This is a genomic window from Microcella daejeonensis (assembly GCF_026625045.1).
GTDB lineage: Bacteria > Actinomycetota > Actinomycetes > Actinomycetales > Microbacteriaceae > Microcella > Microcella daejeonensis.
Genome location: NZ_CP113089.1, coordinates 2,302,098 through 2,326,417, shown reverse-complemented (window position 1 = coordinate 2,326,417; position 24,320 = coordinate 2,302,098). Strand labels below are relative to the sequence as shown.

Here is a 24,320-nt window from a genome sequence, read left to right as displayed (position 1 = left end):
CAGTCTAGGAGTCGACCGCGGCGCGCTCGGCGGCCTCGAGTCGCCGCAGCGCGGGAACACCGGCCGCGACCGGCACGAGCAGGCCGAGCCCGAGAGCGACGAGGACGCCGAGGTCGCTCGCGATGAGGACGGGGTCGGCTCCCAGGAGCGGCCACAGGTAGCCCTGCCAGCCGAGACCGGCGGTGTCGGCCGCCGTCAGACCCCAGCCGATGAACGTCACCCCGAGAAGGACCACGAGGTTCAGAACGCGTACGGCGGGATAGACCCCGCCCGAGCGCAGCAACGACGGCGAGTGCACGCGGCGGCGGCGCATCATCGTCTCCGCACCGAAGACCCCTGCCCAGGCGGCGACCGGCACCGCGAGCGTCGTGAGGCCGTCGCGCACGAGGGAGTCGAGGGCGGGCGCCGTCACCGCGAGCACGGCGAGCACCGCGCCGGTGCCGACGGAGGCCGCCAGGACGGCGCCCCAGCGGGGCGCGCGCAGCCCGGCGCTGAGGATGGCGAAGCCGCCCGAGTACAGCGCGAGCGCCGCGGCGAGCACGAGACTGATCGCCAGCGCGAGGACGAGCGCGAAGGAACCCGCACCCGGCAGCACCGCGCCGAGCGCCCCGATCGGATCGGTCGCGAGCCCCGAGGCCAGCTGCGGATCCGAGGCGGCGAGCAGGGCACCCCAGCAGACCAGCAGGAACGCCGGGAGGGTGGCGCCGAAGCCCGTTCCCATGACCGCTCCGACGCCGAGCGTCGCCCGTGACTGGTAGCGGGCGAGGTCCCCGCTCGACTGCGCCCACGCGAGCCCGATCACGCTGAAGACGAGCACGGCCCCCGTCACCACGAGGGCCCACCCGCCATCGGGGATGGTGAGGGCCTGCGGGATGTCGAGGCGAGGGGCCGTGAGGGCGATGAGCGCCACGAGCAGCACGGCGGCGAGCACGCTCGCGACGGCGGCGACGCGCACGATGAGTCCGAATCCGAGGCCGGCGACGGAGGCCGCGATGACGAGGCCGACGGCCGCCGCGACGGGGGCCGTGAGCGCCGGGTCGAGACCGAGCGGGGCGAGCGCGCTCGCGATACCCGAGCCGAGCATCCACACCAGGGCCGCGGCCCACACGAGGCGGGTGACGACGGCGAGCAGCGCGGGCACCGCATTGCCCACGATGCCGAAGGTGGCGCGCGAGACGACGATCGTCGGCTGGCCGCTCCACTTGCCGGCCAGGGTTCCGAGCCCCAGGGGCAGGAACGAGAGGGCGACGCCGATGAGCGCCGAGAGGATGGCCTCGCGCAGGCTCATGCCGAGCCCGAGCAGCACGCCGCCGAGCCCGATGCTCACGGCGCTCGCCGAGACGGAGAACCAGAGCCAGAACAGCCGCAGCGACCGGCCCGCGCGCAGGGCTGCCGGCGTCGGCTCGAGCGCGGACTCCTCGATGCGGAGGGCGGCGGGATCGCGCGGCGGTCCGGTCGACGGCAGGGGCGCGATCGGGGCCGTGCCCGCCGCGCCCGAGCTGACCGACCCCACCGCGGTCGGGGCGGAGGGCGCCGACGCGGCGAGGACGGGAGCGCTGGGTGACGACGAGGCTGCGGGCGCCGGGATCAGCGGATCCGGCGGGACCGGAACGGGACCCGAGGCCGACGGGGCTGACGGAGACGCGGCTGACGGAGACGGGGCTGGCGGAGACGCGGCCTCGGCCTCGGCGAGCTCCGGCGCGACCATGACGTCGTCGTGCGCCGTGGGGCTGGCGATGCCGGCGAGCAGACGATCGAGGTCGCTCGGCCCGGTCAGGGTCGGTTCGGGCTCGACGAGCGGGACCGGGGCGAGCCGCGGCGGCGCGGTGGCGGAGACGACCGACGGCGGGCTCGCGAGCGACGCCGAGGCCGTCGCCGGGGGGAACGGGGCCTCCGGCGAGGGGGACGGAGCCTCCGCTGCGGAGCTCGGGGGGCGAAGCGGGATGACGGGGATGTCGGCGGTGTCGTCGTCGGCAGGAGGCGGCGCGACGGCCGAGGGCACAAGCCCGACGGGCGGCGGCGCCGCGGCCAGAGCACCCGAGACCGACGGCGCCGCGGAGGGTGCGAGCGGCGGCAGGGGTGCGGCGGGAGCGGCGGATGCGTCGGGAGCGGAGGGTGCGACCGGGGACGGCACGGGAACGCCGGTGCCGAGGATCGGCGGCGGCGCATCGGCGAGGGCGCTGCGCAGCGCCGGCGAGGGCGAGGCCGCAGACGCGGGCGCTGCGGCGTCCGAGGCCGCAGACGCGGGCGCTGCGGCATCCGAGGCCGCAGCGCCGACGCCCGCGGCGGTGGGCCACGATGCTCGGGCATCCGCTCCCGCGTCGACGACCGCCGCCGGGTCCGCCGCCGGTCCGGTCGCCGTCATCGGGTCGACCGTCGTCGACAGGGCGGGGGCGTTGGCCGGCTCGCGGTCCTCCTCCAGGCGCGGCGGGGGTGAGACCGTTCCCGGGTACTGCGCCCAGGGGTCTTCGGAGCCGCTCGGCGCGGCGTCCCGCGGGGGCACGAGGTCGATGACGCCGGTGAAGCTGCTGCGCACCGACTGCACGAGCTCGTCGGCGTCGGGGATGCCCGCGTCGCGCACGGCGCGCTCCCAGAGCTGCAGGCGCGCGGCCTCCTCGACGCGCAGGGAGAGCTGCTGCTCGACGAGGGCGATGAGGGCCGCGGTGTCGGCGTCGGCCGCATCGGGGTCGGCGACGCGCAGCAGCGCCTCATCGGTGAGGGATGCGCGGCGCGGCGGATCGGGGATGCTCACGGGCGCGGAGACGGGCGAGGCCGATGCCGCGCTCGGCACCGCGTCGACCGGCATGGGCGAGGGGGCCGGAGCGGCGAGGGGCGGCACGCCCTCCCCCTCGGTCAGCGAGCCGGGACGGTACTCGGCGCCGGCCGGCGGCGGGGTGAAGGTCGACCGGCGGGGCCCGGGCGGAGCCTCGGAGCCCGGGATGTCGGGCTCGGGCCGCTCGTCGATCATGCCCCGATGATAGGGGCGCTACGCGGCGATGCGCGGGCGACGGGCCGTGGAGACCACGCCGACGCCGACGAGGATGAGGGCGAGCCCGACCCAGCCGACGAGCTGGAGTCGCTCCCCCACGATGAGCACCGCGAGGATCGTCGCGACCAGGGGCTCGAGCAGCGTGATCACCGTGACCGTGCTGCTGCGCAGGGCGCGAAGACCCCAGCCGAACAGCAGGTAGGCGAGCAGCATCGGGCCGAGCGCCAGGTAGGCCGTGAGCGCGATCGTCCTCGGGCCGGTGGTGAGGAGAGGGCCGCCGGTGACGAGCAGCACGAGGGCGAGCGGCACCGCGCCGAGGCCGAAGACCGCGCCCATGGCGCTCCGGCTCGGCACGCCGAGGGCGATGACCCGGCTGGAGGCGTAGGTGTAGAGCGCGTAGGCGGCGCCGGCGAGGAGGCCGAGGGCGACGCCGAGGCCGAGCGATCCGGCGCCGTCGGAGGCCGCTGCGCCGCCGTGCCCGCCGACCACGAGGAGGGCGACGCCGATGATCGCCGTGCTCGCGCCGAGCATCCATCGCCCGGTCAGTCGGCGGCCCTCGACGAGCCTCTCGAGGATCGCTGCGAAGAGCGGGCCGGAGCCGAGGGCGGTCACGTTGCCGATCGCGACGCCTGCGAGATCCATGGCGGAGTAGAAGGCGAGGGGGTAGATCACGACGCCGACGGCGCCGATCAGCAGCCAGCCGCGGGAGTCGTGGGAGCGAATGGCGCCGAGCGCGCCCCGGGCGGAGACGAGGAACAGCAGCGCGCCGCCGACCGCCATCGTCGCGGCACCGATCGCCAGCGGACCGACCCGGTCGTCGATGAGGCTCGCCACGGTGCCGGTCGTGCCCCACAGCACGCTCGCGGCGACGAGCGCCCAGACGGCACTGCTCACGGTGCGCTCCTCTATCGTGGGCGGGTGCGGCGCCCGCCGCGAGCACCATTCTCACCGAGACGGCGCCGTCGAGACGACCGCCGCCGCGACACCCCGGGAGCCACCGTGACCGAGACGCAGCTGATCGCGCACTGGAACACCGCCCGCTGGCACATCATCGTCTCGCAGCTGGCCCCGACCTTCCTGCTGGCCGTGACGGTGTGGATGCTCGTCGACGGCCTCGCCGAGACGGAGCTGCCGGTGCGGCTCGCCGCCATCGGCATCCTGCTCGCCTCGGGCGTGCTCGGCGCCGTCGCCCAGTTCGCCGCCGCGAACGAGGGGGCCGCCGTCATCGAGGAGCTGCGCCGGCTCGACGCCCCGAGCGCGATCGCGCGCCGGATCATCGCGACGGGCCGCGGCGTCGACGTCGTGCGGTTCGTCTCGCCGGCGATCTTCGTGCTCGTCTTCATCGCTCTGCTCGTCGCGCTGCTCGCCTAGCGGCCGCGGTCAGAACGGCTCGTCGTCGTCGAGCCGCTGCTCGGCATCGACCGGCGCGGACGACGCGGCCCCTCCGAGCCAGTCGAGTACCATGCCGTGCAGCTCGGGGGTCGGCGGAGTGGCCCGCTCGAGGCTCCAGACGGCGTGCCGCTGCGTCTCCGCTCGGCGCTCCCCGATCTGGATGGCCGTGCGCTCGGGCGAGATCGGCCGCAGCTGCAGGAAGCGCTCGGCCGGGTCGTCGAGCCGGTGGAGGAGGAACCACTCGCCGTCGGCCCGGGCGTGATCGACGAGGTGGTCGAGGTGCTGCCAGGACTGCACGCGCCCCGCGCGGCCCCCGAGCGTCGGCGACAGGTACCCGAGCGGGATGGACAGCCTCGCATCGGCCATCGCTGTCGTCGTCATCGCTGTCGTCGTCATCACTGTCGTCGTCATCACTGTCGTCGTCATCGTGCCTCCTCGGTGCCGGCCTCTCTCGCCATCACGGTAGGGGTGAGCACCGACATCGCTCAGGCCCGCCGGTACGCCGCGACCATGAGCTCGCCCCGAGCCTCGCCGATGCGCTCGATCAGCTGCTCCGCGGCGCGCTGCGAGATGCCCGGGACGACCAGATCGTGCGGGCCGAGCGCAGCGAGCGGGCGCACGCGGACCCGGATGACCTCCCACCCCACCTCGCGCAGCAGGCGGTCCTTGCGCCGGTCGACGGCCTCGCGCCGCCCGACGTGCTCGTCGCCCGCGCGCCCGATGGTGTCGAGCTCGATGGCGAGGGCGAGCTCGGGGATCACGATGTCGGGCCAGACCTCGAGCCGGTCGAAGAACGCGGTGCGCACCCGCACGGCGTTGGCGCTGAGATCCACCGCGAGCCGCTCGGCGAGGAGCGCGCGCACGCGACCCTCGGAGGCCGAGGTGGCCCGCGGCGCCCGGGCGCTGCGGAACGCACGACCCGGGGGCACGGTGCTGCCGTCGACCGTGCGCACCGCACGATGCGCCGCGGGCACGTGCCGGGGGCGGGATGCCCGGCTCGGGTGCGCGCGAGCGCGGGCGACCGCGCCCGCCCGCTCGTCGTGCCCACGGGCTCCGCCCGCCGTGGCGATCTCGGAGGCGGACGGCCACCGCCGCCCGGGCGGCGGTGCCTCGCTCGGCGCGGCGCACACGGGGCACCAGGAGCGCGCGGAGCGGGAGGCGCCCGGACGCGCCCGCTGCTCGGCGGGCGTCGCGACGAACTCGTGCCGCAGGGCGCAGACCCAGACCAGCCAGACGTCGGCCGCGGGAGGGATCTGCGACAGCAGCAGATCGCCGTTGCGCTCGGGCCGGAATTGCTCGACGAGCACCGGGTACGGCGACCACGCCGCCCGGTGCGCGCCGACGGCGTAAGGCTCGGAGCGGCCCGTCGACCACTGCCGACGCCGCCACCACTGCTCGACGCTCTCCGTCACCGCCGCCTCTCCCTCCCGCGCCGGGGCGCAGGCCGAGGGTACGGAGGACCGCCGACATCGGCGGAGGGGCGCTGCCGAGCCGCCGGCGGAGGCACGGCGACCCGGAACCGCGAGGCGCGCGGCGCCGCACGGGTGGAGTGGGCCCTGAGGGACTCGAACCCCCGACATCCTCGGTGTAAACGAGGCGCTCTACCAGCTGAGCTAAAGGCCCGGACCCGACGAGGCTACCGGTCGAGCGCGGCGAGCGCCTCGCGATACGCGCCGAGGTCGCGCGCCTCGCCCGGACCGGTCGCGAAGGCGGCGCGGAGCATCCCCTCACGATCGATCACGAAGGTACCGCGCGCGGCGAAGCCCTTGTCCTCCAGCAGCACGCCGTAGCGACGCGCGACCTCGCCGTGCGGCCAGAAGTCGGCGAGCAGCCGGAACGGGTAGCGCTCCCGCTCGGCGAACTCCCGCAGGGTCGCCGTGGAATCCACGGAGATCGCCAGCAGCTCGACGCCCGCGTCGTCGAAGAGCGCGATGTTGTCGCGCAGCTCGCACAGCTCGCCCGTGCACGTGCCGGTGAAGGCGAGAGGGAAGAAGACCAGGACGACCGGGCGCTCTCCGACGATCTCGGAGAGGACGACCATCGCCCCGTGCTGGTCGCGGAGCGTGAAATCGGGGGCGGGAGCATCGAGAGCGGGGAGCACGGCGGCCTTCCTGGCGTCGTCCGACGACCTCCGCCCAGCATGCCACCCGCACGCACGGAGGGTTCTCCGGGCGCGGGTCTAGAGTGGAAGCGCCGTGCCCGCGCGGGTCGAGACCCGACCGTGACGCCGAGGCGGCGCACTCCCCCATCTACCCCCAGGAAGAGGTCAAGGGTGACGGTCAACGACCAGGATCCGTACTCGGTGAGCACCATGGATGCGGATCCCGAGGAAACCGCCGAGTGGAACGAGTCTCTCGACGCGCTCGTGCAGCAGCACGGCCCCCAGCGGGGCCGCGAGATCATGCTCAGCCTGCTGAAGCGCTCCAAGGAGCTGCACCTCGGCGTGCCGATGGTGCCGACCACGGACTACCTGAACACGATCGCCGCCGAGAACGAGCCCGAGTTCCCCGGCGACGAGGAGCTCGAGCGCCGCTACCGCGCCTGGATCCGCTGGAACGCCGCGATCACCGTGCACCGCGCCCAGCGCCCCGGCATCGCCGTCGGCGGCCACATCTCGACCTACGCCTCGAGCGCCGCGCTCTACGAGGTCGGGCACAACCACTTCTTCCGCGGCGCCGACCACCCCAACGGCGGCGACTCGATCTTCTACCAGGGCCACGCCTCCCCCGGCATGTACGCCCGCGCCTTCCTCGAGGGCCGCCTGGGCACCGAGCAGCTCGACGGGTTCCGGCAGGAGAAGTCGCACCCGACCGGGGGCCTCTCCAGCTACCCGCACCCGCGCCTCATGCCGCACTTCTGGCAGTACCCGACGGTCTCGATGGGTCTCGGGCCCATCAACGCCATCTACCAGGCGCAGCTCAACAAGTACGTCACCAACCGCGGCATCGTCGACGGCGACGACTCGCAGGTCTGGGCGTTCCTCGGCGACGGCGAGATGGACGAGGTCGAGAGCCGCGGAGCGCTGCAGCTCGCCGCGAACGATGGCCTCGACAACCTCAACTTCGTCATCAACTGCAACCTGCAGCGCCTCGACGGCCCCGTGCGCGGCAACGGCAAGATCATCCAGGAGCTCGAAAGCTTCTTCCGCGGCGCCGGCTGGAACGTCATCAAGGTCGTCTGGGGTCGCGAGTGGGATGCCCTGCTCGCCCAGGACCACGATGGCGCCCTGCGCGACCTCATGAACATCACCCCCGACGGCGACTACCAGACCTACAAGGCCGAGTCGGGCGCGTTCATCCGCGAGCACTTCTTCGGCCGCGACCCGCGCACGGCCGCGATGGTCGAGGGCTACAGCGACGACCAGATCTGGAAGCTCAAGCGCGGCGGCCACGACTACCGCAAGGTCTACGCCGCCTTCAAGGCCGCGCAGGAGCACAAGGGCCAGCCGACCGTCATCCTCGCGAAGACGGTCAAGGGCTACGGCCTCGGCCCGAGCTTCGAGGGCCGCAACGCGACCCACCAGATGAAGAAGCTCACGCTCGACAACCTCAAGCAGTTCCGCGACGAGATGCGCATCCCGATCACGGATGCCCAGCTCGAGGCCGACCCGTACCAGCCCCCGTACTACCACCCGGGCAACGACGACCCCGCGATCCAGTACATGCACGAGCGTCGTCGCGAGCTGGGCGGCTACCTGCCGGAGCGGCGCTCGAAGCACGTCGACATCACCCTGCCGCCCGAGAGCGCTTACGCGATCGCGAAGAAGGGCTCCGGCAAGCAGGAGATCGCCACGACGATGGCCTTCGCCCGACTGCTGAAGGATCTGCTGCGCGACAAGGAGTTCGGCAACCGCATCGTGCCGATCATCCCCGACGAGGCGCGCACCTTCGGCATGGACGCCTACTTCCCGACGTCGAAGATCTACAACCCGAACGGCCAGCACTACACCTCGGTCGACCGGGAGCTGCTGCTCGCCTACAAGGAGAGCCCGCAGGGCCAGATCATCCACACCGGCATCAACGAGGCCGGCGCCTTCGCGGCGTTCACCGCGGTCGGCACGAGCTACGCCACGCACGGCCAGCCGCTCATCCCCGTCTACGTCTTCTACTCGATGTTCGGGTTCCAGCGCACCGGTGACGCGATGTGGGCGGCGGGCGACCAGATGGCCCGCGGGTTCATCATCGGCGCCACCGCCGGTCGCACGACGCTCACCGGCGAGGGCCTGCAGCACGCCGACGGGCACTCGCCGCTGCTGGCGAGCACCAACCCGGCGGTCGTGAGCTACGACCCCGCCTACGGCTACGAGATGGGCCACATCGTGCGCGCCGGTCTCGACCGCATGTACGGCGGGAACCATGCCGACCCGAACGTCATGTACTACCTGACGGTCTACAACGAGCCGATCGTGCAGCCGGCCGAGCCCGAGGGGCTCGACGTCGACGGCGTGCTCAAGGGCCTCTACCTGCTCAACCGCAGCGAGGCGCAGGGCCCGAAGACCCAGCTGCTCGCCTCGGGCGTCGCGGTGCCGTGGGCCCTCGAGGCGCAGCAGCTGCTGCAGCAGGACTGGGGCGTGTCGGCCGACGTCTGGAGCGTCACGAGCTGGAACGAGCTGCGCCGCGACGGTCTCGCCGCCGACGAGCACAACTTCCTGCACCCCGAGCAGGAGCCGCGCACGCCCTACGTGACGCAGAAGCTGCAGGGCGCGCAGGGCCCGGTCATCGCCGTGAGCGACTTCATGCACGCGGTGCCCGACCAGATCCGGCAGTTCGTGCCCGGCGATTACGCGACGCTCGGCGCCGACGGCTTCGGATTCAGCGACACGCGTCCGGCGGCACGCCGGTTCTTCACCATCGACGGACCGTCGATCGTCGTCCGCGCGCTGCAGCAGCTCGCGCGCCGGGGCGAGATCGACCCGAGCGTCGTCGGCCGGGCGATCGAGCAGTACCGTCTGCACGACGTGACCGCGGGCACGACGGGCTCGGCGGGCGGCGAGGCCTAGCCACGAGCACCATCACCGGGGCCCAGCACCGCTGGGCCCCGGTGCATCCGTTGACCGATCGATCGATGAGGGGCGCGACGTGGCGCAGATGACCAAGGCGCAGACGCTGTCGTACCTGCGCAACATCTCGGGCGATCTCGCGACCGCGACGCTCAAGCGGCTCGACGACACCCTCCCCTGGTACCGCGACATGCCGCCGAGCCGCCGCAGCGCGGTCGGCCTCGTCGCGCAGGCCGGCATCTCCTCGCTCATCAGCTGGTACGACGATCCCACCTCGCAGCCGTGGATCGCGGCCGACGTCTTCGGAGCCGCTCCGCGCGAGCTGCTGCGGTCGGTGAGCCTGCAGCAGACGCTCCAGCTCATCCGCGTCACGGTCGAGGTCGTCGAGGAGCGCGTCACGAGCGGCGACCAGGGCCTGCGCGAGGCCATCCTGCTGTACAGCCGCGAGATCGCCTTCGCCGCGGCCGACGTCTACGCCCGCGCCGCCGAGGCACGAGGGCTGTGGGATGCCCGGCTCGAGGCCCTCGTCGTCGACTCGATCCTCAGCGGCGAGTACGACAACGAGCTGCCCAGCCGCATCGCCGCCCTCGGCTGGAACGGCCACGGCTCGGTCTGCGTGCTCGTCGGCACGACGCCGCGCATCGTCGACGTCGACCAGATCCGCCGCACGGCCCGGCACGTCGACGCCGATGTGCTCATCGGGGTGCAGGGCAACCGCCTCGTCATCGTCATCGGCCGCGCCGCGCCGAAGTCGGAGGAGCCGCCGACCGTGCCGCTCGCCTTCCCCCAGATCGCCGAGGGCCTCGAGCCCTTCTTCGGCACCGGGCACCTCGTGCTCGGTCCGGAGGTTCCCGACGTCGTCGACGCCGGGAAGAGCGCCAAGGCCGCGCTCGCCGGGTTCGCCGTCGCGCGCTCCTGGCGCAACGCCCCGCGGCCCGCCCTCGCCGACGACCTGCTGCCCGAGCGCGCGCTGGCCGGGGATCCGATCGCCCGCGGCACGCTCATCAACCGCATCTACAAGCCGCTCAAGCAGCACAACGTCGAGCTCCTCACCACGCTGTGGGCCTACCTCGACAACGGCCGGAGCCTCGAGGCGACCGCCCGGGAGCTCTTCGTGCATCCCAACACCGTGCGCTACCGCCTCAAGCGCATCAGCGAGCTGATCGGCTGGGACGCCACGGGCGCCCGCGAGGCGATCATCCTGCAGTGCGCCCTCATCGTCGGCTCCATCTCCGAGCCGGAGCCGCCGCGACGCTGACCGTCGCTGTGCCTGGTGCACAATGTCGTCGTCGTCTCGTGTGGGATTCCCACCACCGCCCCGTGATCGCCCTCTTGGGAGGATGAAACCCATGATCGTCGTCGTCGCCCCCGGACAGGGCTCCCAGACCCCCGGCTTCCTCGAGCCGTGGGTCGCCGACCCCGCGCACCGCGCCCGACTCGAATCCTTCGGCGAGGCCGCCGGGCTCGACCTCGTCGCCCACGGCACCACCTCCGACGCCGACAGCATCCGCGACACCGCGATCGCGCAGCCGCTCATCGTCGCCGCCTCCCTGCTGAGCGCCGCAGCGCTCCTCGAGGGGCGCGCCGACCGCGTCGGCGCCGTCGCCGGGCACTCCGTCGGCGAGTTCGCCGCCGCCGCGATCGCGGAGGTGATGACCGAGCAGGAGGCCCTCGCCCTCGTGCGGCAGCGCGGACTCGCCATGGCCGAGGCCGCCGCCCTCGTGCCGACCGGCATGAGCGCCGTCCTGGGCGGCGACGCGGATGCCCTCGCCGAGCGCCTCGTCGAGCTCGGGCTCGAGCCGGCCAACGTCAACGGCGGCGGGCAGACCGTGGTCGCGGGCGAGCTGAACAACCTGGAGGCGCTCGCCGCCGACCCCGTGCGCGGCAGCCGGGTGATCCCGCTGCAGGTCGCCGGCGCGTTCCACACCAGCTACATGCGGCCCGCGGTGGACCGCGTGCGCAGCGCGGCCGCGGCCATCGAGGCGCGCGCGCCCCGCATCCGGCTATACACCAACCACGACGGCACGGTCGTCACCGACGGCGCCCGCGCGATCGAGCTGCTCGTCGGCCAGGTCGCCTCCCCTGTGCGCTGGGATCTCTGCATGGAGTCGATGGCCGCCGACGGCGTCACCGGCATCATCGAGCTGCTGCCCGCCGGCGCTCTCACGGGTCTCGCCAAGCGCGGCCTCAAGGGCGTGCCGACCGTCGCCGTGAAGACCCCCGACGACCTCCCCGCCGCTATCGAGATGCTGGAGAACGCATGACCGAGCCCGTGCTGCAGCAGTCCGTCGGGGTGCCGTTCACCCGCATCCTCTCCCTCGGGGCCGCCCGCGGCGACGTGACCGTGCCCAACGACGACATCGTCGGCCCCATCGACTCCTCCGACGAGTGGATCCGCCAGCGCACCGGCGTCATCACCCGCATGCGGGCCTCCGAGAGCGTCGGTGCGATCGACCTCGCCGAAGCCGCCTCCCGCGAGGCCATCGAGCGCGCCGGCATCGACCCGAGCGAGATCGGCGCGGTTATCGTCTCGACGATCTCCAACGCCGTGCAGACCCCCTCGCTCGCGGCGCTGCTCGCCGAGCGCATCGGGGCGAACCCCGCACCCGCCTACGACGTCTCCGCGGCCTGCGCCGGCTACACCTACGGCATCGCCCAGGCGGATGCCCTAGTGCGCGCCGGAGCCGCCCGCTACGTGCTCGTGGTCGGCGCCGAGAAGCTCAGCGACTTCGCGAAGCCCACCGATCGCACCATCTCCTTCCTCCTCGCCGACGGCGCCGGAGCGGCCATCGTCGGTCCGAGCGACACCCCCGGCATCGCGGCGAGCGTCTGGGGCTCCGACGGCTCGAAGTGGGAGACCATCGGCATGGATCGCACGATCGCCGAGGGCGTCGACGCGGGCGAGTTCCCCACCCTGCGCCAGGAGGGCCAGACGGTCTTCCGCTGGGCCGTGTGGGAGATGGCGAAGGTCGCCCAGCGCGCCCTCGACGCCGCGGGCGTGACGGCCGATCAGCTCGCCGCCTTCATCCCGCACCAGGCGAACATGCGCATCATCGACGAGTTCGCCAAGCAGCTGAAGCTGCCGGAGTCGGTGGCGATCGCGCGCGACATCGCCACGACCGGCAACACCTCGGCGGCGAGCATCCCGCTGGCCACCCATCGGCTGCTCGAGGAGCACCCCGAGCTCAGCGGCGGACTCGCCCTGCAGATCGGCTTCGGCGCCGGACTCGTCTTCGGCGCGCAGGTCGTGCGCCTGCCCTGATCGACCGCGGCGCCCCGCCGCCGACCGCCGCCGACGGCGGGAGCCCCCGCCCTAGGATGGGGGACGGTCAACCGACACCCCCTTTAGGAGAACCACATGGCACTGTCCACCGAAGAAGTCCTCGCCGGCCTGGCCGAGCTCGTGAACGACGAGACGGGCATCGCGACCGACTCCGTCCAGATGGACAAGTCGTTCACCGACGACCTCGACATCGACTCGATCTCGATGATGACCATCGTCGTCAACGCCGAGGAGAAGTTCGACGTGAAGATCCCCGACGAAGAGGTCAAGAACCTCAAGACCGTCGGCGACGCCGTCACCTTCATCACCAACGCCCAGGGCTGATCGAGCCCTGACCGCGTCGGGGCCGGCACCACCGGTCCCGACGCGCAGCACCTCCCGCGCCGGATCCCGGGCGCCCGACCAGAGAGAGCCGATGCCATGACCACCATCGTCGTCACCGGAATCGGTGCCACCTCCCCCCTCGGCGGCACCGCCCGCGAGAGCTGGGACGCCCTGCTGCGCGGGGAGTCGGGCAGCCGCCCGCTCGAGCAGGAGTGGGTGGCCGCGCACGAGCTGCCCGTCACCTTCGCCGCGCAGGCCAAGGTGCGCCCCTCGGAGGTGCTCGAGCGCCAGGAGGTCAAGCGCCTCGACCCCTCCGCGCAGTTCGCCCTCATCGCCGCCCGCGAGGCCTGGGCCGACGCCGGCGCTCCCGACATCGAGCCCGAGCGCATCCTCGTCGACTACGCCACCGGCATCGGCGGTCTCTGGACCCTGCTCGACGCCTGGGACGTGCTGAAGGAGAAGGGCCCGCGCCGGGTCCTCCCCATGACCATCCCCATGCTCATGCCGAACGCCGCCGCGGCCGCGATCAGCATGGGTCTCGGTGCGCGCGCCGGCGCCCGCACCGTCGTCTCCGCCTGCGCCTCGGGCACCGAGGCCATCGCCAACGCCTACGAGCACCTGCAGCAGGGCCTCGCCGACATCGTCGTCGCCGGCGGCACCGAGGCCGTCGTGCACCCGCTGCCGATCGCCGCCTTCGCCTCGATGCAGGCGCTCTCGCGGCGCAACGACGACCCCGCCGCCGCCTCACGCCCCTACGACACCGGCCGCGACGGCTTCGTGCTCGGGGAGGGCGCCGCCGCGATCGTGCTCGAGACGAAGGAGCACGCCCTCGCCCGCGGCGCCCGCATCTACGCCGAGCTCGCCGGCGGCTCGGTCACGAGCGACTCGTACCACATCACCGCTCCCGACCCCGAGGGCTCCGGTGCGGCGCGCGCCGTGCTCGCCGCCCTCGCGCAGGCCGGGGCGAGCGTCGACGACGTGACCCACATCAACGCCCACGCCACGTCGACCCCCGTCGGCGACATCGCCGAGTTCGAGGCGCTCAAGCGCGTCTTCGGCGACCGCGTCGGCTCCATCCCCGTCTCGGCGACCAAGGCCTCGACCGGCCACCTGCTCGGCGGCACGGGTGCCCTCGAGGCGATCTTCACGATCCTCGCTCTCCACGAGCGCACCGCTCCCCCGACCATCAACCTCGACGAGCAGGACGAGCGCATCCCGCTCGACGTCGTCACGAGCCCGCGCGCGCTCGGCGACGGGCCGCAGCTGGCGATCTCGAACTCGTTCGGCTTCGGCGGCCACAACTCGGTCATCGCGTTCCGCTCGTACGACGACTGAGGCGGGCGGCGCCGCGCCGCTCCCGAGCGGCGGGCCCGCCGGGCTCGAGCGCGGCCGCCCGTCGGCGTGAGAGCGCGCGCGGCGAGGAGCGGCGTCGACAACTCAGGATGATGCGGGCCACCTCGCGCGGGCATCCCGATCAGTGGGGATGCTGCGCGCACGCGCTGCGGCGAATCTCCTGAGTTCTCGACGACCGCCCTCCGCCGGGTCGTGATGCCGCGCGCGCCGATCGGCCGCGCGGGTGCAGTCGGATCGCGCTCAGCCCGCGCGGTGCAGCCAGACGACGCGACTGCCGTCGCCCGCGTGCCGGAACGCCTCGAGCTCGTCGTCCCAGGCCTGCCCGAGCGCGAGCCGCAGCTCGCGGTGCAGCTCGAGAGCGTTGGATCCGGCGACCTCCATGGCGTACCGCAGGCGGTCCTCGGGGATCACCATGTTGCCGGCGACGTCCGTCTGCGCGTAGAAGATGCCGAGGTCGGGAGTGTGCATCCACCGGCCGCCGTCCGTCCCGTGCCCGGCGTCCTCCGTCACCTCGAACCGCAGGTGCTCCCAGCCGCGCAGCGCGCTCGCCATGCGGGCCGCCGATCCGCGATCGCCCTCCCAGACGAACTCGGTGCGCTGGGCGCCGGCGAGGGCGGGCTGCTCGATCCAGTCGAAGCTGACGGGGCGGCCGAGGGCGCGGCCCGCGGCCCACTCGATGTGCGGGCTCAGCGCGCGCGGTGCCGAGTGGACGTAGAGCACGCCGCGCGCCACGGGCGCGCTCGCCGCGTCGGTCGTCGATGACGAGGCCCCCGTCGTCATGGACGACGAGCGCCGGGCGGAGTCCTCCGCCGGGGTGCGCCGGGTCGTGGGACCCTGCGTGATGAATCCATCTGCCACAGTCCGCTCCGTTTCCTCAGGTTCGACTTCCCCATCGACCTGGTCACGGTGCATGCAGCTCTGCGATTCTGCGGTGTTCGATTGTGCGCGCGAGCGCTGCTCGTAGTATCACCTATCCGGTGCACGAATGACAAGCATGGGATTCCGCCGGCCTCCGCGCGCCGCCGCGGCCCGCTCGGCTCCGTATAGCCTGGGGTGCATGACGCTGCGTCATTCCCTCCTCGCCGTGCTCACCCTCGGACCGGCGTACGGCTACCAGCTGCACGCCGAGGTCGTCGAGCGCACCCGCCGCGACGCCCCCCTCAACGTCGGGCAGGTCTACTCCACCCTCGACCGCCTGCGGCGCGACGGTCTCGTCGAGGACGCCGGCAGCACACCCGACAACCTGCCGCTCTACCGCCTCACCGGATCGGGCGGCATCGAGGCGCGCATGTACCTCACCGAGCCCGATCTCGCCGACTGGCACGACATGGTCGAGCGGGTGCTGCTCGCGCTCTCCCTGCCGGGGGATCACGCTCCCGAGCTCATCGCGAGCTACCGGCGTCTGTGGGCCCCCCGACCGGGCGTCTCCGACGAGGTCATCGACCCGACCGGCGGCGCCGCGCAGGCCTCGGCCGCCCACGCGCAGCGACTGCTGCGCTCCGCCGCCCTCGCCTGGCTCGACTCGCTGCCGCAGCTCGACCCCTGGCCCCTGCGCACCGATCGCCGGCGTCGCGGCCGTCGCGCCGCCGAGGCCGACGTTCAGACCGAGTCGGACGCCGCGGTCTCGCGCGACGCCGCGGGCTGACACGACTGGTCGGCACCGTGGACTGACGCGACGGGTCGGCGCTGCGGGCTGACGCGGCGGATCGGCGCCGCGAGCGGACGCCGCTACTTCGCCTCGCTGTACCGCTGCACGGTCGCGACCGTGACCGGGAACGTCACCGGCGCGTCGCCGAAGAGCAGCCGCCCGGCATCCGCGGCCGCCTCCCGCAGCGCGGTCGCGGCCTCCTCGGCGCGGGCCGCCGGAGCGTGCACCATCAGCTCGTCGTGCAGGAAGAACACCAGGTGCGGCTGCCGGGCGAGCGGCCCGCCCTCGGCGCTCCAGAGTCGTCGGCGCACCCCCGCCATCCACGCGAGCGCCCACTCGGCCGCGGTGCCCTGCACCGCGAAGTTGCGGGTGAACCGGCCCTGCCCGCGGGCCGCGGTGCGGGCATCCCGCCGCTCGCTCTCGCCCGCCCCCTCGGCCGCGGCGAGCAGCTGCCGCTCGCGCCACTCCTCGCCGGGCGAGGGCGAGGTGCGGCCGAGACGGGTGCGCACCGTCTCCCCGCGCTCTCCGGCCCGAGCGGCCTCCTCGACGTAGGCGATCGCGCGCGGGAACACCCGTTGCAGCCGCGGCAGCACCCGGGCGCTCTGCCCCGTCGTACCGCCGTACATCGCGCCGAGCATGCCGAGCTTCGCCTGCTCGCGGGAGTCGACCGCCCCGCTGTCGACGATGCCCTGGTACAGGTCGACGCCTGCGCCGGCCCGCGCCATCTCCGCATCCTGCGAGAGCGCGGTGAGGATGCGCGGCTCGAGCTGCGCCGCATCGGCTACGACGAGCACCCAGCCCTCGTCGGCCCGCACGGCGCTGCGCACCTGCCGCGGCAGCTGCAGCGCTCCCCCGCCGTCGGAGGCCCAGCGCCCGGTCACGACCCCGCCGGGCACGAAGGTCGGCCGGAACCGCCCGTCGCGCACCCACTCGTCGAGCCAGTTCCACCCGTTCGCCGTCATGAGGCGACTGAGGGTCTTGTACTGCAGCAGCGGGGCGATCGCGGGATGCCGCTGCCGCTGCAGCTCCCACGAGCGGGTCGTGGCGACATCGATGCCGGCGCCGCGCAGCGCGGCCACGAGCTCAGGCGGCGAGTCGATCGCGAGCGAGCCGGGGCGCACGCCGAGCTGCCGCTCGACCTCGGCCGCGAGGGCGGCGAGGTGCACGGGGCGCTCCCCCGCCGCCGGGCGGGGGCCGAGAGCCTCGACGAGCAGCCGTTCGTGGTCCTCCGCGCTCCACGGCAACCCGGTGAAGGTCATCTCCGCGGCGGCGAGGGCTCCGGCCGACTCGGCGGCCGCGAGCAGCGCGAGCGCGCCGGGCGCGCGCGTCGAGGCGCGGGCGAGAGCCGCGAGCTGCTCGGCGTGCAGCTCCGCCGCCGGCGGGGTCCGCTCCGCCTCGCGCGGTTCCGCCTCCAGGTCGAAGAGCGCGGCGGACTGCCGCTCCGGCATCGCGAGGGCCGCCCGCGGTCGCGCCGCGAACGATCGCACCGCGCGACCCTCGGCCCCCGCGATGATGGCCTCGACGAGGCGGAGGTCGTGGCAGCGCTCGACCCGCAACCCCGCGCGGAGCAGCGGCGGGTACCAGAGCGCCGTGTCGCTCCAGACCCATCGGGGCGGGGTGGAGCGGCCCTCCTGCGCGACGACGTAGGCGGGGAAGGCGGCGGCCGGGACGACCTCGGTGCCGCCGCGGTGGTCGGTGACGAGCATCCCCCCGGGGTGGCGGTCGACGGCGAGATGCACGCCCGCCAGTCTGCCCTGCCGCACCGACGTCGCCGAGCGCCGCCGCGCCCGCCCCGCGCGCCCGAGCCGCGGGCGGACGACCGGCGCACGGGCGACCCGAAACACGTCCGTCCGCCGGGGGTCCGGGCTCAGGCGAAGGGCTCCGCGGTCTCCATGAGCCGCGAGCGGATGAGGAACCGCACGCCCTCCGGCGCCTCGACGCTGAATCCGCTGCCGCGGCCGGGCACGACGTCGACCGTGAGGTGCGTGTGGCTCCAGTAGGCGAACTGCTCGCTGCTCATCCAGAACTCGATCGGCTGCGGCTCCTCGCCCGGTTCGGCGAGGTCGAAGCGGCCAAGCAGCACGTCCTGCGCCGAGGTCATGAAATCGCCCGCGGGGAAGCACATGGGTGAGGAGCCGTCGCAGCATCCGCCGGACTGGTGGAACATCAGGGGCCCGTGGATGCCCTGCAGCCGGCGCAGCAGTGCCACGGCCGCATCGCTCAACGCAACCCGCGAGCTCGTCTCGTTCTCGATCGTGACGGCGGAATCCAGCATGCTCGGTCCTCATCTCCTCGGTCGGCCCGGGGGCCGGGTCGTGCGGGGGTGCGCGGCGGCCGGCCCCACCAGGTCGGGACCGGCCGCCGCGACGCTCACGGGATCAGAAGAACCCGAGCTTGTTCTCGCTGTACGACACGAGCAGGTTCTTCGTCTGCTGGTAGTGCGAGAGGGCGAGCTTGTTGTTCTCGCGGCCGATCCCCGAGCTCTTGTAGCCGCCGAACGCCGCCCCCGCCGGGTAGGCGTGGTAGTTGTTCACCCAGACGCGACCGGCCTGGATGTCGCGGCCGGCGCGGTAGGCGACGTTGCCGTTGCGGGACCAGACCCCCGCGCCGAGCCCGTAGAGGGTGTCGTTGGCGATCGAGATGGCGTCGTCGTAGCCGTCGAAGCTCGTGACCGCCACGACCGGGCCGAAGATCTCCTCCTGGAACAGCCGCATGCCGTTGTGGCCCTCGAAGATCGTCGGGGTGACGTAGTAGCCGTCGGTCAGGTCGCCGCCGAGGTCGTTGCGCTCGCCGCCGAGCAGCAGTTTCGCGCCCTCCTGCTTGCCGATGTCGATGTAGCTCATGATCTTCTCGAGCTGGTCGTTCGAGGCCTGCGCGCCGACCTGCGTGCCGGTGTCGAGCGGGTTGCCCTGCACCGCCGCGCGGGTGCGCTCCACGGCATCCCCCAGGAAGCTGTCGTAGATCGGCTTCTCGATGAGCGCGCGGCTCGGGCAGGTGCAGACCTCGCCCTGGTTGAAGGCGAAGAGCGCGAAGCCCTCCTGCGCCTTGTCGTAGAACGCGTCATTCTTGTCGGCCACGTCGGCGAAGAAGACGTTGGGGCTCTTGCCGCCGAGCTCGAGCGTGGCCGGGATGATGTTCGCGCTCGAGTACTGCAGGATGAGCCGGCCGGTCGTGGTCTCGCCCGTGAAGGCGATCTTGCGGATGCGGTTGCTGCTCGCGAGCGGCTTGCCCGCCTCGACCCCGAACCCGTTGACGATGTTGATGACCCCGGGCGGCAGGATGTCGCCGATGAGCTCGATGAGCACGAGGATCGACACCGGCGTCTGCTCCGCCGGCTTCAGCACGACGGCGTTGCCGGCGGCGATCGCGGGAGCGAGCTTCCACGCCGCCATGAGGATGGGGAAGTTCCACGGGATGATCTGCCCGACCACGCCGAGCGGCTCGTGGTACTGGTAGGCGGTCATGTCGCCGTCCATCTCCTGGAAGTCGCCGTCCTGCGCGCGGATCGCGGCGGCGAAGTACCGGAAGTGATCGGCCGCGAGGGGCAGGTCGGCGTTGAGGGGCTCGCGGATGGGCTTGCCGTTGTCCCAGGTCTCGGCGACGGCGAGCAGCTCGAGGTTCGCGTCGATGACGTCGGCGATCCTGTTCAGCACCGCGGCCCGCTCGGTCGTGCTGGCCCTGCCCCAGGCCGGGGCGGCCTTGTGCGCCGCGTCGAGCGCGGCCTCGATGTCCTCCGCCGTGCCGCGGGCGACCTCGGCGAAGGGCTTGCCGTTCACCGGCGAGATGTCCTCGAAGTACATGCCCTTGGCGGGCTTCACCCACTCACCCCCGATCCAGTGCTCGTAGCGCGACTTGAACTGCACCTTGCAGTCGGGCGAACCGGGAGGGGCGTAGACGGTCATGATGCTCCTTGCGACGACGGTGTCGGGATGCTCGCGCTGGTGTCGCGCGTGCCGCCACGGTAGGCGGCCGCGGGTTGCACCGGGTTGCACGGAGTTGCGGCGGGCGCGTCGGCACGGCGCAGCACCGCATCGCCGCATCGGAGGTGCGCGGCGCTGCTTCGCCGCGGCGCCGGCGCGCGCGGGGCGCTGCCGCCCCGCTCAGCGGCCGAGCTCGCGCTCGATCGCCTCGATGCGGGTGACGACGGCGGTTCGGCGCGGGCTGTCGATCGGCAGCGCGCGCAGCGCCGCCGACCACACGGGCAGATCGAGCGCGGCCTCGTCGCTGCGGGCGTAGTCGAGGAGCGTGTCCACGTGCGCGTCGGCGAGCATCGCATCGCGCAGTCGGGCCGAGACCTCGGCGCGCACGGCGTCGACCCCCGGGGCGTCCGAGCCGGGCAGCACGGGGCCCGCGTAGTGGCCGAGGGCGACCCGGTGCGCGCCCCGATCGAGGAAGGCGAGCACCCGCTGCGCGTCGAGAGCGAGCGGTACGGGCAGGCGGTACGGGCGCGAGAGCGGCGCGAGCGCGTCGAGACCCGCGCGCGCGAGGGTGCGGCGCAGGCGCACCATCTCGGCCCGCAGGGTGACGACCGCGTCATCGCGTCCGTAGACGGCGGCCGCGAGCGCCTCGGCGCCGAGGCCGGCGCGGTGCCAGGCGAGCAGGGCGAGGATCTCGGCGTGCCGGGCGCTGAGCTCGAGCTCGACGCCCTGCGCCTCGAGGAATCCGGTCTCGCGGCCGAGCACGTGCAGCCTCGGCTCGGCCAGACGCGGAGCCGCGGCGCGAGCCGGGGTGCGCGGGCGCTCCTCGCGCTCGGCGAGGGCATCCAGCCGGCGCACGTGCAGTTCGGCCTCGACCGCCGCCACCGTCGCCTCCAGCAGCGGCAGCGTCGCGGGGGCGACCGCCTCGTCGCCGCCCGTGATGTCGATGACGCCGACGATGCGGCCGCTCGCCGGATCGTGCACGGGCACGGCGGTGCAGCTCCAGGGGTGGACGATGCGCGAGTAGTGCTCCGCACCGCGGATCTGGATCCCGTGGTCGAGAGCGAGAGCGGTACCGGGGGCGGAGGTGCCGGCGACCTCCTCCGACCAGTTCGCCCCCTCCACGAAGGCCATGCTCTCCGCGCGGCGGCGCAGCCCCCGGTCGCCGTCGATCCACAGCAGCCGGCCCGACTGGTCGCCGATGGCGATGATCAGGCCCGCATCGAAGGTGTGGCGGATGAGCAGGCGGTGGATGATCGGCACGGCGCTCGCGAGCGGATGCGCCGCGCGGTACTCGCGCAGAGCATCCTCGTCGAGATCGATCGTGCCGGGCAGCCGGTCGGGGTCGACGGCCCGATCGCGGGCGCGGCGCCAGGAGTCGCGCACGATCGACCGCACCGGGGCACGACCCCCGGTGGCCTGGGCCTCCTCGAGCCGCTCGCGCCAGGCCGAGGCGTTCTCGGGCGGCGGTGATGACAGCCACGGGCTCGACATGCACCACCTCCGCCGCGCAGCCGACGGTGGCGGCGCGAGCACATGCTAACCCCGCGCGCCCCGAGCACGCCGGACGCGCACGCGGATCAGTGCAGGAGGGTGCCGTCGGCCTTCAGGACGTTCTTCTCGCCCGCCTCGATCGCGAAGGGGAAGCGGTTCTGCTTCGGCGGGAGCGGGCAGTTGAAGTTGTAGCTGAAGGCGCACGGCGGCAGGATCGCGGTGTTGAAGTCGAGGGTGATCGTGCCGTCGGGGTTCGGGGCGAGGAACAGGAAGCGGCCGACCGAGTACGTGCTGTCGCCCGCCGTGGCGTCGCTGAAGACGAGCTGCAGCGCGCGACCCGACTTGAAGGCCGCGATGTCGTACTCGACGCCCTCGTGGGTGAAGCGGATCTCGCCGGGGACGACCTCGTCCCTGGTCCGGCCGTCGTCCTTGAGGTGCTCGAAGCCGACGGTCGTGCCGCCCTCGATCTCGCGGAACGTGCCGGTCAGCACCCAGGCCGGGTCGTAGTCGAAGGCGTCGATGCGGCCGAAGGAGGCGATCGCCTCGCTCTCGGCGTCCCAGACGCGCAGGGCGTAGGCGCCGCCCTCCCCCGCGATGACGAAGCCCGTCGTGTGCTCGTCGAACACGATGGCGCTCGGCGCGGCATCGTCCTTGCCGCGCACGCGCACCGTGCCGTCCACGAGCGCATCGTCGACGCGGATCCCGTCCGCGGCCTCGGCCGTCAGCAGCAGGCCGCCCTCGGGCGCCGGAGCCCAGCGCCCCGGCACGCCCCAGATGGTCTGCTCGCCGTCGACCCACTGCGTGTTGACGAGGGCGAGAGGGCCCTGCGGCTGCACCGCCGCGAGGTCGCGCCGCTGGCGGAAGACCGCGTAGCGCTCGGCGGGGCTGGCGGGGGCGGGGGATGCGCTGCTCATGCCGTCCATCCTGTCGAGTCGGGGCGGCTCCTGGCGAATCGACGCGCGGCGGTCGGCGAGCGGGGTCGAGCGACCTCGAGCGCCGGCGTTCGGAACGGCTCAGCGGTTGCGCACCAGGGCGAGCGCGCCGGCATCCCACCACTGGCCCGCCGACGGCCCGCCGTTGCACGTGCCGTCGCTCTCCCCCGGCCGCTTGACCCACAGCAGCCCCTCGAGCCGACCGCCATCGGCCACGAGACGGGGCGCCTCGCCGATCGCCGCCCCGAGCGGATTGCACCACTCCCCCGCGGAGCCGCGGCCGTTGCGCGACACATCGATGACGTAGCCCTTCCCGCCGACGAGCGCGGAGACCCGATCCGCGTAGGCGCGCTCCGAGGCCGTGGCGTTCATATTGGACACGTTGGTCGCGAAGCCGCGAGCGTCGGCGATCCCGGCGGACTGCAGGAGCGCGGCCATCCGATCCGGGGGGATCCAGTTCGAGTGGCCGGCGTCCAGGTACACCCGCAGCCCCGCTGCGGAGAGCGTCCGCACGGCGTCCCTCAGGAGAGCGGGTCGCGTCGACACCGCGCTCGCGCAGGCGGGACTGGTGAGCAGCGCGAGGGCGTCGGGCTCGACGATCACGATCGCCCCGCTGCCGCGCAGCGCATCGGCGACCGCCACCGTCCAGGCCCGGTAGGCGGACTCGGAGAGCCCGCCCGCGGAGTAGCCGCCGCAGTCCCGCAGCGGGATGGCGTAGGTGACGACCGCCAACGTCTTCCCGGCTGCCTGCGAGGCCGTGACCAGGCCGCGCAGGTAGGTGGTCACCTGCGCGGTGGTCTGCCAGTCCCCGATCCAGAACGCCTGCGGCTGGGACGCGATGACGTCGATCGCCGCGGCGTCGGCGGTGCGTCCGGCGGTGCGCAGGCGCGCCGCCGCGAGAGCGGCCTGACTCGACGGGTCGACGTAGAGCGCGCTCGCCGGGGTCGGTGCGGGCGCGGGCGTAGGCGCAGGGGCGGGAGTGGGTGCAGGCGTCGGTGCAGGGGTGGGTGTGGGTGCAGGCGTCGGTGCAGGGGTGGGTGTGGGTGCAGGTGTGGGTGCAGGTGTGGGTGCAGGTGTGGGTGCAGGTGTGGGTGCAGGTGTGGGTGTGGGTGCGACGATCGCCGCGGGCCGCCGTAGGACCGGCTCATCCCGTCCATTCCCGTCGACATCGCCGACGAGGGCGGCATCACCACGAGTGCCCCACACGAAGGCAAAGTGCGCAGACGCCGCTGCGATCGAGCTGCGCAGGTGCCACTGGCCGCTCGGGGTCACCCACCCGGGCGTATCGCGTCGGTCGCCATCCCAGTCCCCCGCGATCAGCGCGTCCGTCGCCGCCGGAGCACCCGTCCGCAGCACGGTGACGGTGGACCGTGCGCGCAGCTGGTCCTGGAGGTGCCAGGTGCGGTCGGTGGTGCGATAGATCGCGAGTGAATCGAAGCCATCTCCGTCCCAGTCCCCGACGAGCGGTCGATCCCGCCCGCCGCTCCAGCCGTACTGCACCTGCAGGTCGGCGTTGCCCGCGGACGCACTGTTGCGCAGGAACCAGGTTGAATCGCTCGGGCGGTAGATGCCGGGCGAGTCGATGCGGTCGCGATTCCAGTCGCCGCAGACGGGCACGAGCCCAGACCCGGCGGGTCCGAACCGGAATGAGCGCTCGACCGGTCCCGCTCCGGGGTTGTTCCGGATGTGCCACGTGCCGTCCCCCGGGCGGTAGACGCCGATCGTCGACCGACCGTCGCCGTTCCAATCGCAGAGAAGCGCGACTCCGGGAACGAGCGTCGCGCCGGGCGTGCTGCTCGTGGACGCGCTCGTCCCGATTCCGCTCCGCACCAAAACGGTGGGCTCGCCTGCAGCCGCGCTGGCCGGCACGACCACCGCTGTCGCCGCGAGTACGGCCCCGATGACGATCGCCGTGATGGAACGTCGATGGAAGTCGTGCATGTCGGATCCCCCCGGTCCGCGCGATCCCCGCTCCCGCCGTGCTCGACG

General features: G+C 73.4%; 20 protein-coding genes and 1 tRNA gene. 8 read left to right on the top strand and 13 right to left on the bottom strand.

Translation table 11 applies throughout. The features are described from left to right. Positions 1-4: 4 nt before the first annotated feature. A complete protein-coding gene (locus OVN18_RS11255; protein WP_267780873.1) occupies positions 5-2,968 on the bottom strand; it encodes a purine-cytosine permease family protein in 2,964 nt (987 codons plus the stop codon). Between the two features lie 18 nt (positions 2,969-2,986). Further along, complete coding sequence (locus OVN18_RS11250) at positions 2,987-3,883, bottom strand: DMT family transporter (RefSeq protein WP_267780871.1); 897 nt, start codon at positions 3,881-3,883, stop codon at positions 2,987-2,989. 105 nt (positions 3,884-3,988) lie between these two features. Between OVN18_RS11250 and OVN18_RS11245 the strand changes: the two genes are divergently transcribed. Next, positions 3,989-4,360: a hypothetical protein gene (locus OVN18_RS11245; RefSeq protein WP_267737112.1), complete on the top strand. Its 372-nt coding sequence runs from the start codon at positions 3,989-3,991 to the stop codon at positions 4,358-4,360. A 9-nt stretch (positions 4,361-4,369) separates the two neighbouring features. Here OVN18_RS11245 and OVN18_RS11240 read toward each other — a convergent pair whose 3' ends face one another. From OVN18_RS11240 to OVN18_RS11225, 4 genes are all read right to left on the bottom strand, one after another. Continuing rightward, the gene (locus OVN18_RS11240; RefSeq protein WP_267780869.1) at positions 4,370-4,762 is read right to left on the bottom strand and encodes a hypothetical protein; all 393 of its coding nucleotides are present in this window, start codon (positions 4,760-4,762) and stop codon (positions 4,370-4,372) included. 104 nt (positions 4,763-4,866) lie between these two features. Further along, positions 4,867-5,793, bottom strand: a complete 927-nt coding sequence (locus OVN18_RS11235; protein ID WP_267780867.1) for a hypothetical protein — start codon at positions 5,791-5,793, stop codon at positions 4,867-4,869. Positions 5,794-5,931: 138 nt separating this feature from the next. Further along, positions 5,932-6,004, bottom strand: a tRNA-Val gene (locus tag OVN18_RS11230). A 13-nt stretch (positions 6,005-6,017) separates the two neighbouring features. Continuing rightward, on the bottom strand, positions 6,018-6,482 hold the full coding sequence (locus OVN18_RS11225; protein WP_267780865.1) for a peroxiredoxin: 465 nt from the start codon (positions 6,480-6,482) through the stop codon (positions 6,018-6,020). 171 nt (positions 6,483-6,653) lie between these two features. Between OVN18_RS11225 and aceE the strand changes: the two genes are divergently transcribed. The 6 genes from aceE to OVN18_RS11195 all read left to right on the top strand — a co-directional run bounded on the left by aceE (position 6,654) and on the right by OVN18_RS11195 (position 14,322). After that, positions 6,654-9,380 carry a pyruvate dehydrogenase (acetyl-transferring), homodimeric type gene (gene aceE / locus OVN18_RS11220; RefSeq protein ID WP_267737107.1) on the top strand — a complete coding sequence of 909 codons (2,727 nt, stop codon included), beginning with the start codon at positions 6,654-6,656 and terminating at the stop codon, positions 9,378-9,380. A gap of 88 nt (positions 9,381-9,468) precedes the next feature. Further along, positions 9,469-10,638: a PucR family transcriptional regulator gene (locus OVN18_RS11215; protein WP_267739395.1), complete on the top strand. Its 1,170-nt coding sequence runs from the start codon at positions 9,469-9,471 to the stop codon at positions 10,636-10,638. A 91-nt stretch (positions 10,639-10,729) separates the two neighbouring features. Next, complete coding sequence (locus OVN18_RS11210) at positions 10,730-11,644, top strand: ACP S-malonyltransferase (RefSeq protein ID WP_267780863.1); 915 nt, start codon at positions 10,730-10,732, stop codon at positions 11,642-11,644. Continuing rightward, complete coding sequence (locus OVN18_RS11205) at positions 11,641-12,642, top strand: beta-ketoacyl-ACP synthase III (RefSeq protein ID WP_267737105.1); 1,002 nt, start codon at positions 11,641-11,643, stop codon at positions 12,640-12,642. The genes OVN18_RS11210 and OVN18_RS11205 overlap by 4 nt, the downstream gene beginning before the upstream one ends. A gap of 96 nt (positions 12,643-12,738) precedes the next feature. Beyond that, positions 12,739-12,987: an acyl carrier protein gene (locus OVN18_RS11200; protein ID WP_168915646.1), complete on the top strand. Its 249-nt coding sequence runs from the start codon at positions 12,739-12,741 to the stop codon at positions 12,985-12,987. 96 nt (positions 12,988-13,083) lie between these two features. Then, positions 13,084-14,322, top strand: coding sequence for a beta-ketoacyl-[acyl-carrier-protein] synthase family protein (locus OVN18_RS11195; RefSeq protein ID WP_267780861.1), 1,239 nt, complete (start codon positions 13,084-13,086; stop codon positions 14,320-14,322). A 258-nt stretch (positions 14,323-14,580) separates the two neighbouring features. Here OVN18_RS11195 and OVN18_RS11190 read toward each other — a convergent pair whose 3' ends face one another. After that, positions 14,581-15,120: a DUF3145 domain-containing protein gene (locus OVN18_RS11190; RefSeq protein WP_267783023.1), complete on the bottom strand. Its 540-nt coding sequence runs from the start codon at positions 15,118-15,120 to the stop codon at positions 14,581-14,583. A 277-nt stretch (positions 15,121-15,397) separates the two neighbouring features. On the opposite strand from OVN18_RS11190, the gene OVN18_RS11185 reads away from it, so the two are divergent. Then, positions 15,398-15,985: a PadR family transcriptional regulator gene (locus OVN18_RS11185; protein ID WP_267780860.1), complete on the top strand. Its 588-nt coding sequence runs from the start codon at positions 15,398-15,400 to the stop codon at positions 15,983-15,985. An 83-nt stretch (positions 15,986-16,068) separates the two neighbouring features. Here OVN18_RS11185 and OVN18_RS11180 read toward each other — a convergent pair whose 3' ends face one another. The 6 genes from OVN18_RS11180 to OVN18_RS11155 all read right to left on the bottom strand — a co-directional run bounded on the left by OVN18_RS11180 (position 16,069) and on the right by OVN18_RS11155 (position 24,272). Beyond that, positions 16,069-17,727, bottom strand: coding sequence for a bifunctional 3'-5' exonuclease/DNA polymerase (locus OVN18_RS11180; protein WP_267780858.1), 1,659 nt, complete (start codon positions 17,725-17,727; stop codon positions 16,069-16,071). A gap of 128 nt (positions 17,728-17,855) precedes the next feature. Continuing rightward, on the bottom strand, positions 17,856-18,263 hold the full coding sequence (locus tag OVN18_RS11175; protein ID WP_267780857.1) for a DUF779 domain-containing protein: 408 nt from the start codon (positions 18,261-18,263) through the stop codon (positions 17,856-17,858). A gap of 103 nt (positions 18,264-18,366) precedes the next feature. Next, positions 18,367-19,890 carry an acetaldehyde dehydrogenase ExaC gene (gene exaC, locus OVN18_RS11170; protein WP_267780856.1) on the bottom strand — a complete coding sequence of 508 codons (1,524 nt, stop codon included), beginning with the start codon at positions 19,888-19,890 and terminating at the stop codon, positions 18,367-18,369. 198 nt (positions 19,891-20,088) lie between these two features. Further along, entirely contained in the window at positions 20,089-21,399 is a 1,311-nt protein-coding gene (locus OVN18_RS11165) for a GAF domain-containing protein (protein ID WP_267737100.1), read from the bottom strand. An 86-nt stretch (positions 21,400-21,485) separates the two neighbouring features. Continuing rightward, entirely contained in the window at positions 21,486-22,313 is an 828-nt protein-coding gene (locus OVN18_RS11160) for a DUF1684 domain-containing protein (protein WP_267780855.1), read from the bottom strand. A gap of 99 nt (positions 22,314-22,412) precedes the next feature. Continuing rightward, positions 22,413-24,272, bottom strand: coding sequence for a glycoside hydrolase family 6 protein (locus tag OVN18_RS11155; protein WP_267780854.1), 1,860 nt, complete (start codon positions 24,270-24,272; stop codon positions 22,413-22,415). Positions 24,273-24,320: the final 48 nt, after the last annotated feature.

What these genes read in the sequence shown, in the direction of transcription:
- OVN18_RS11155 (WP_267780854.1), bottom strand. Translation starts at nt 24,272, where the DNA reads ATGCACGACTTCCATCGACGTTCCATCACGGCGATCGTCATCGGGGCC.
- OVN18_RS11185 (WP_267780860.1), top strand. Translation starts at nt 15,398, where the DNA reads ATGACGCTGCGTCATTCCCTCCTCGCCGTGCTCACCCTCGGACCGGCG.
- OVN18_RS11210 (WP_267780863.1), top strand. Translation starts at nt 10,730, where the DNA reads ATGATCGTCGTCGTCGCCCCCGGACAGGGCTCCCAGACCCCCGGCTTC.
- exaC (WP_267780856.1), bottom strand. Translation starts at nt 19,890, where the DNA reads ATGACCGTCTACGCCCCTCCCGGTTCGCCCGACTGCAAGGTGCAGTTC.
- OVN18_RS11175 (WP_267780857.1), bottom strand. Translation starts at nt 18,263, where the DNA reads ATGCTGGATTCCGCCGTCACGATCGAGAACGAGACGAGCTCGCGGGTT.
- OVN18_RS11160 (WP_267780855.1), bottom strand. Translation starts at nt 22,313, where the DNA reads ATGAGCAGCGCATCCCCCGCCCCCGCCAGCCCCGCCGAGCGCTACGCG.
- OVN18_RS11195 (WP_267780861.1), top strand. Translation starts at nt 13,084, where the DNA reads ATGACCACCATCGTCGTCACCGGAATCGGTGCCACCTCCCCCCTCGGC.
- OVN18_RS11240 (WP_267780869.1), bottom strand. Translation starts at nt 4,762, where the DNA reads ATGACGACGACAGCGATGGCCGATGCGAGGCTGTCCATCCCGCTCGGG.
- OVN18_RS11190 (WP_267783023.1), bottom strand. Translation starts at nt 15,120, where the DNA reads ATGACGACGGGGGCCTCGTCATCGACGACCGACGCGGCGAGCGCGCCC.
- OVN18_RS11205 (WP_267737105.1), top strand. Translation starts at nt 11,641, where the DNA reads ATGACCGAGCCCGTGCTGCAGCAGTCCGTCGGGGTGCCGTTCACCCGC.
- OVN18_RS11165 (WP_267737100.1), bottom strand. Translation starts at nt 21,399, where the DNA reads ATGTCGAGCCCGTGGCTGTCATCACCGCCGCCCGAGAACGCCTCGGCC.
- OVN18_RS11215 (WP_267739395.1), top strand. Translation starts at nt 9,469, where the DNA reads ATGACCAAGGCGCAGACGCTGTCGTACCTGCGCAACATCTCGGGCGAT.
- OVN18_RS11255 (WP_267780873.1), bottom strand. Translation starts at nt 2,968, where the DNA reads ATGATCGACGAGCGGCCCGAGCCCGACATCCCGGGCTCCGAGGCTCCG.
- OVN18_RS11200 (WP_168915646.1), top strand. Translation starts at nt 12,739, where the DNA reads ATGGCACTGTCCACCGAAGAAGTCCTCGCCGGCCTGGCCGAGCTCGTG.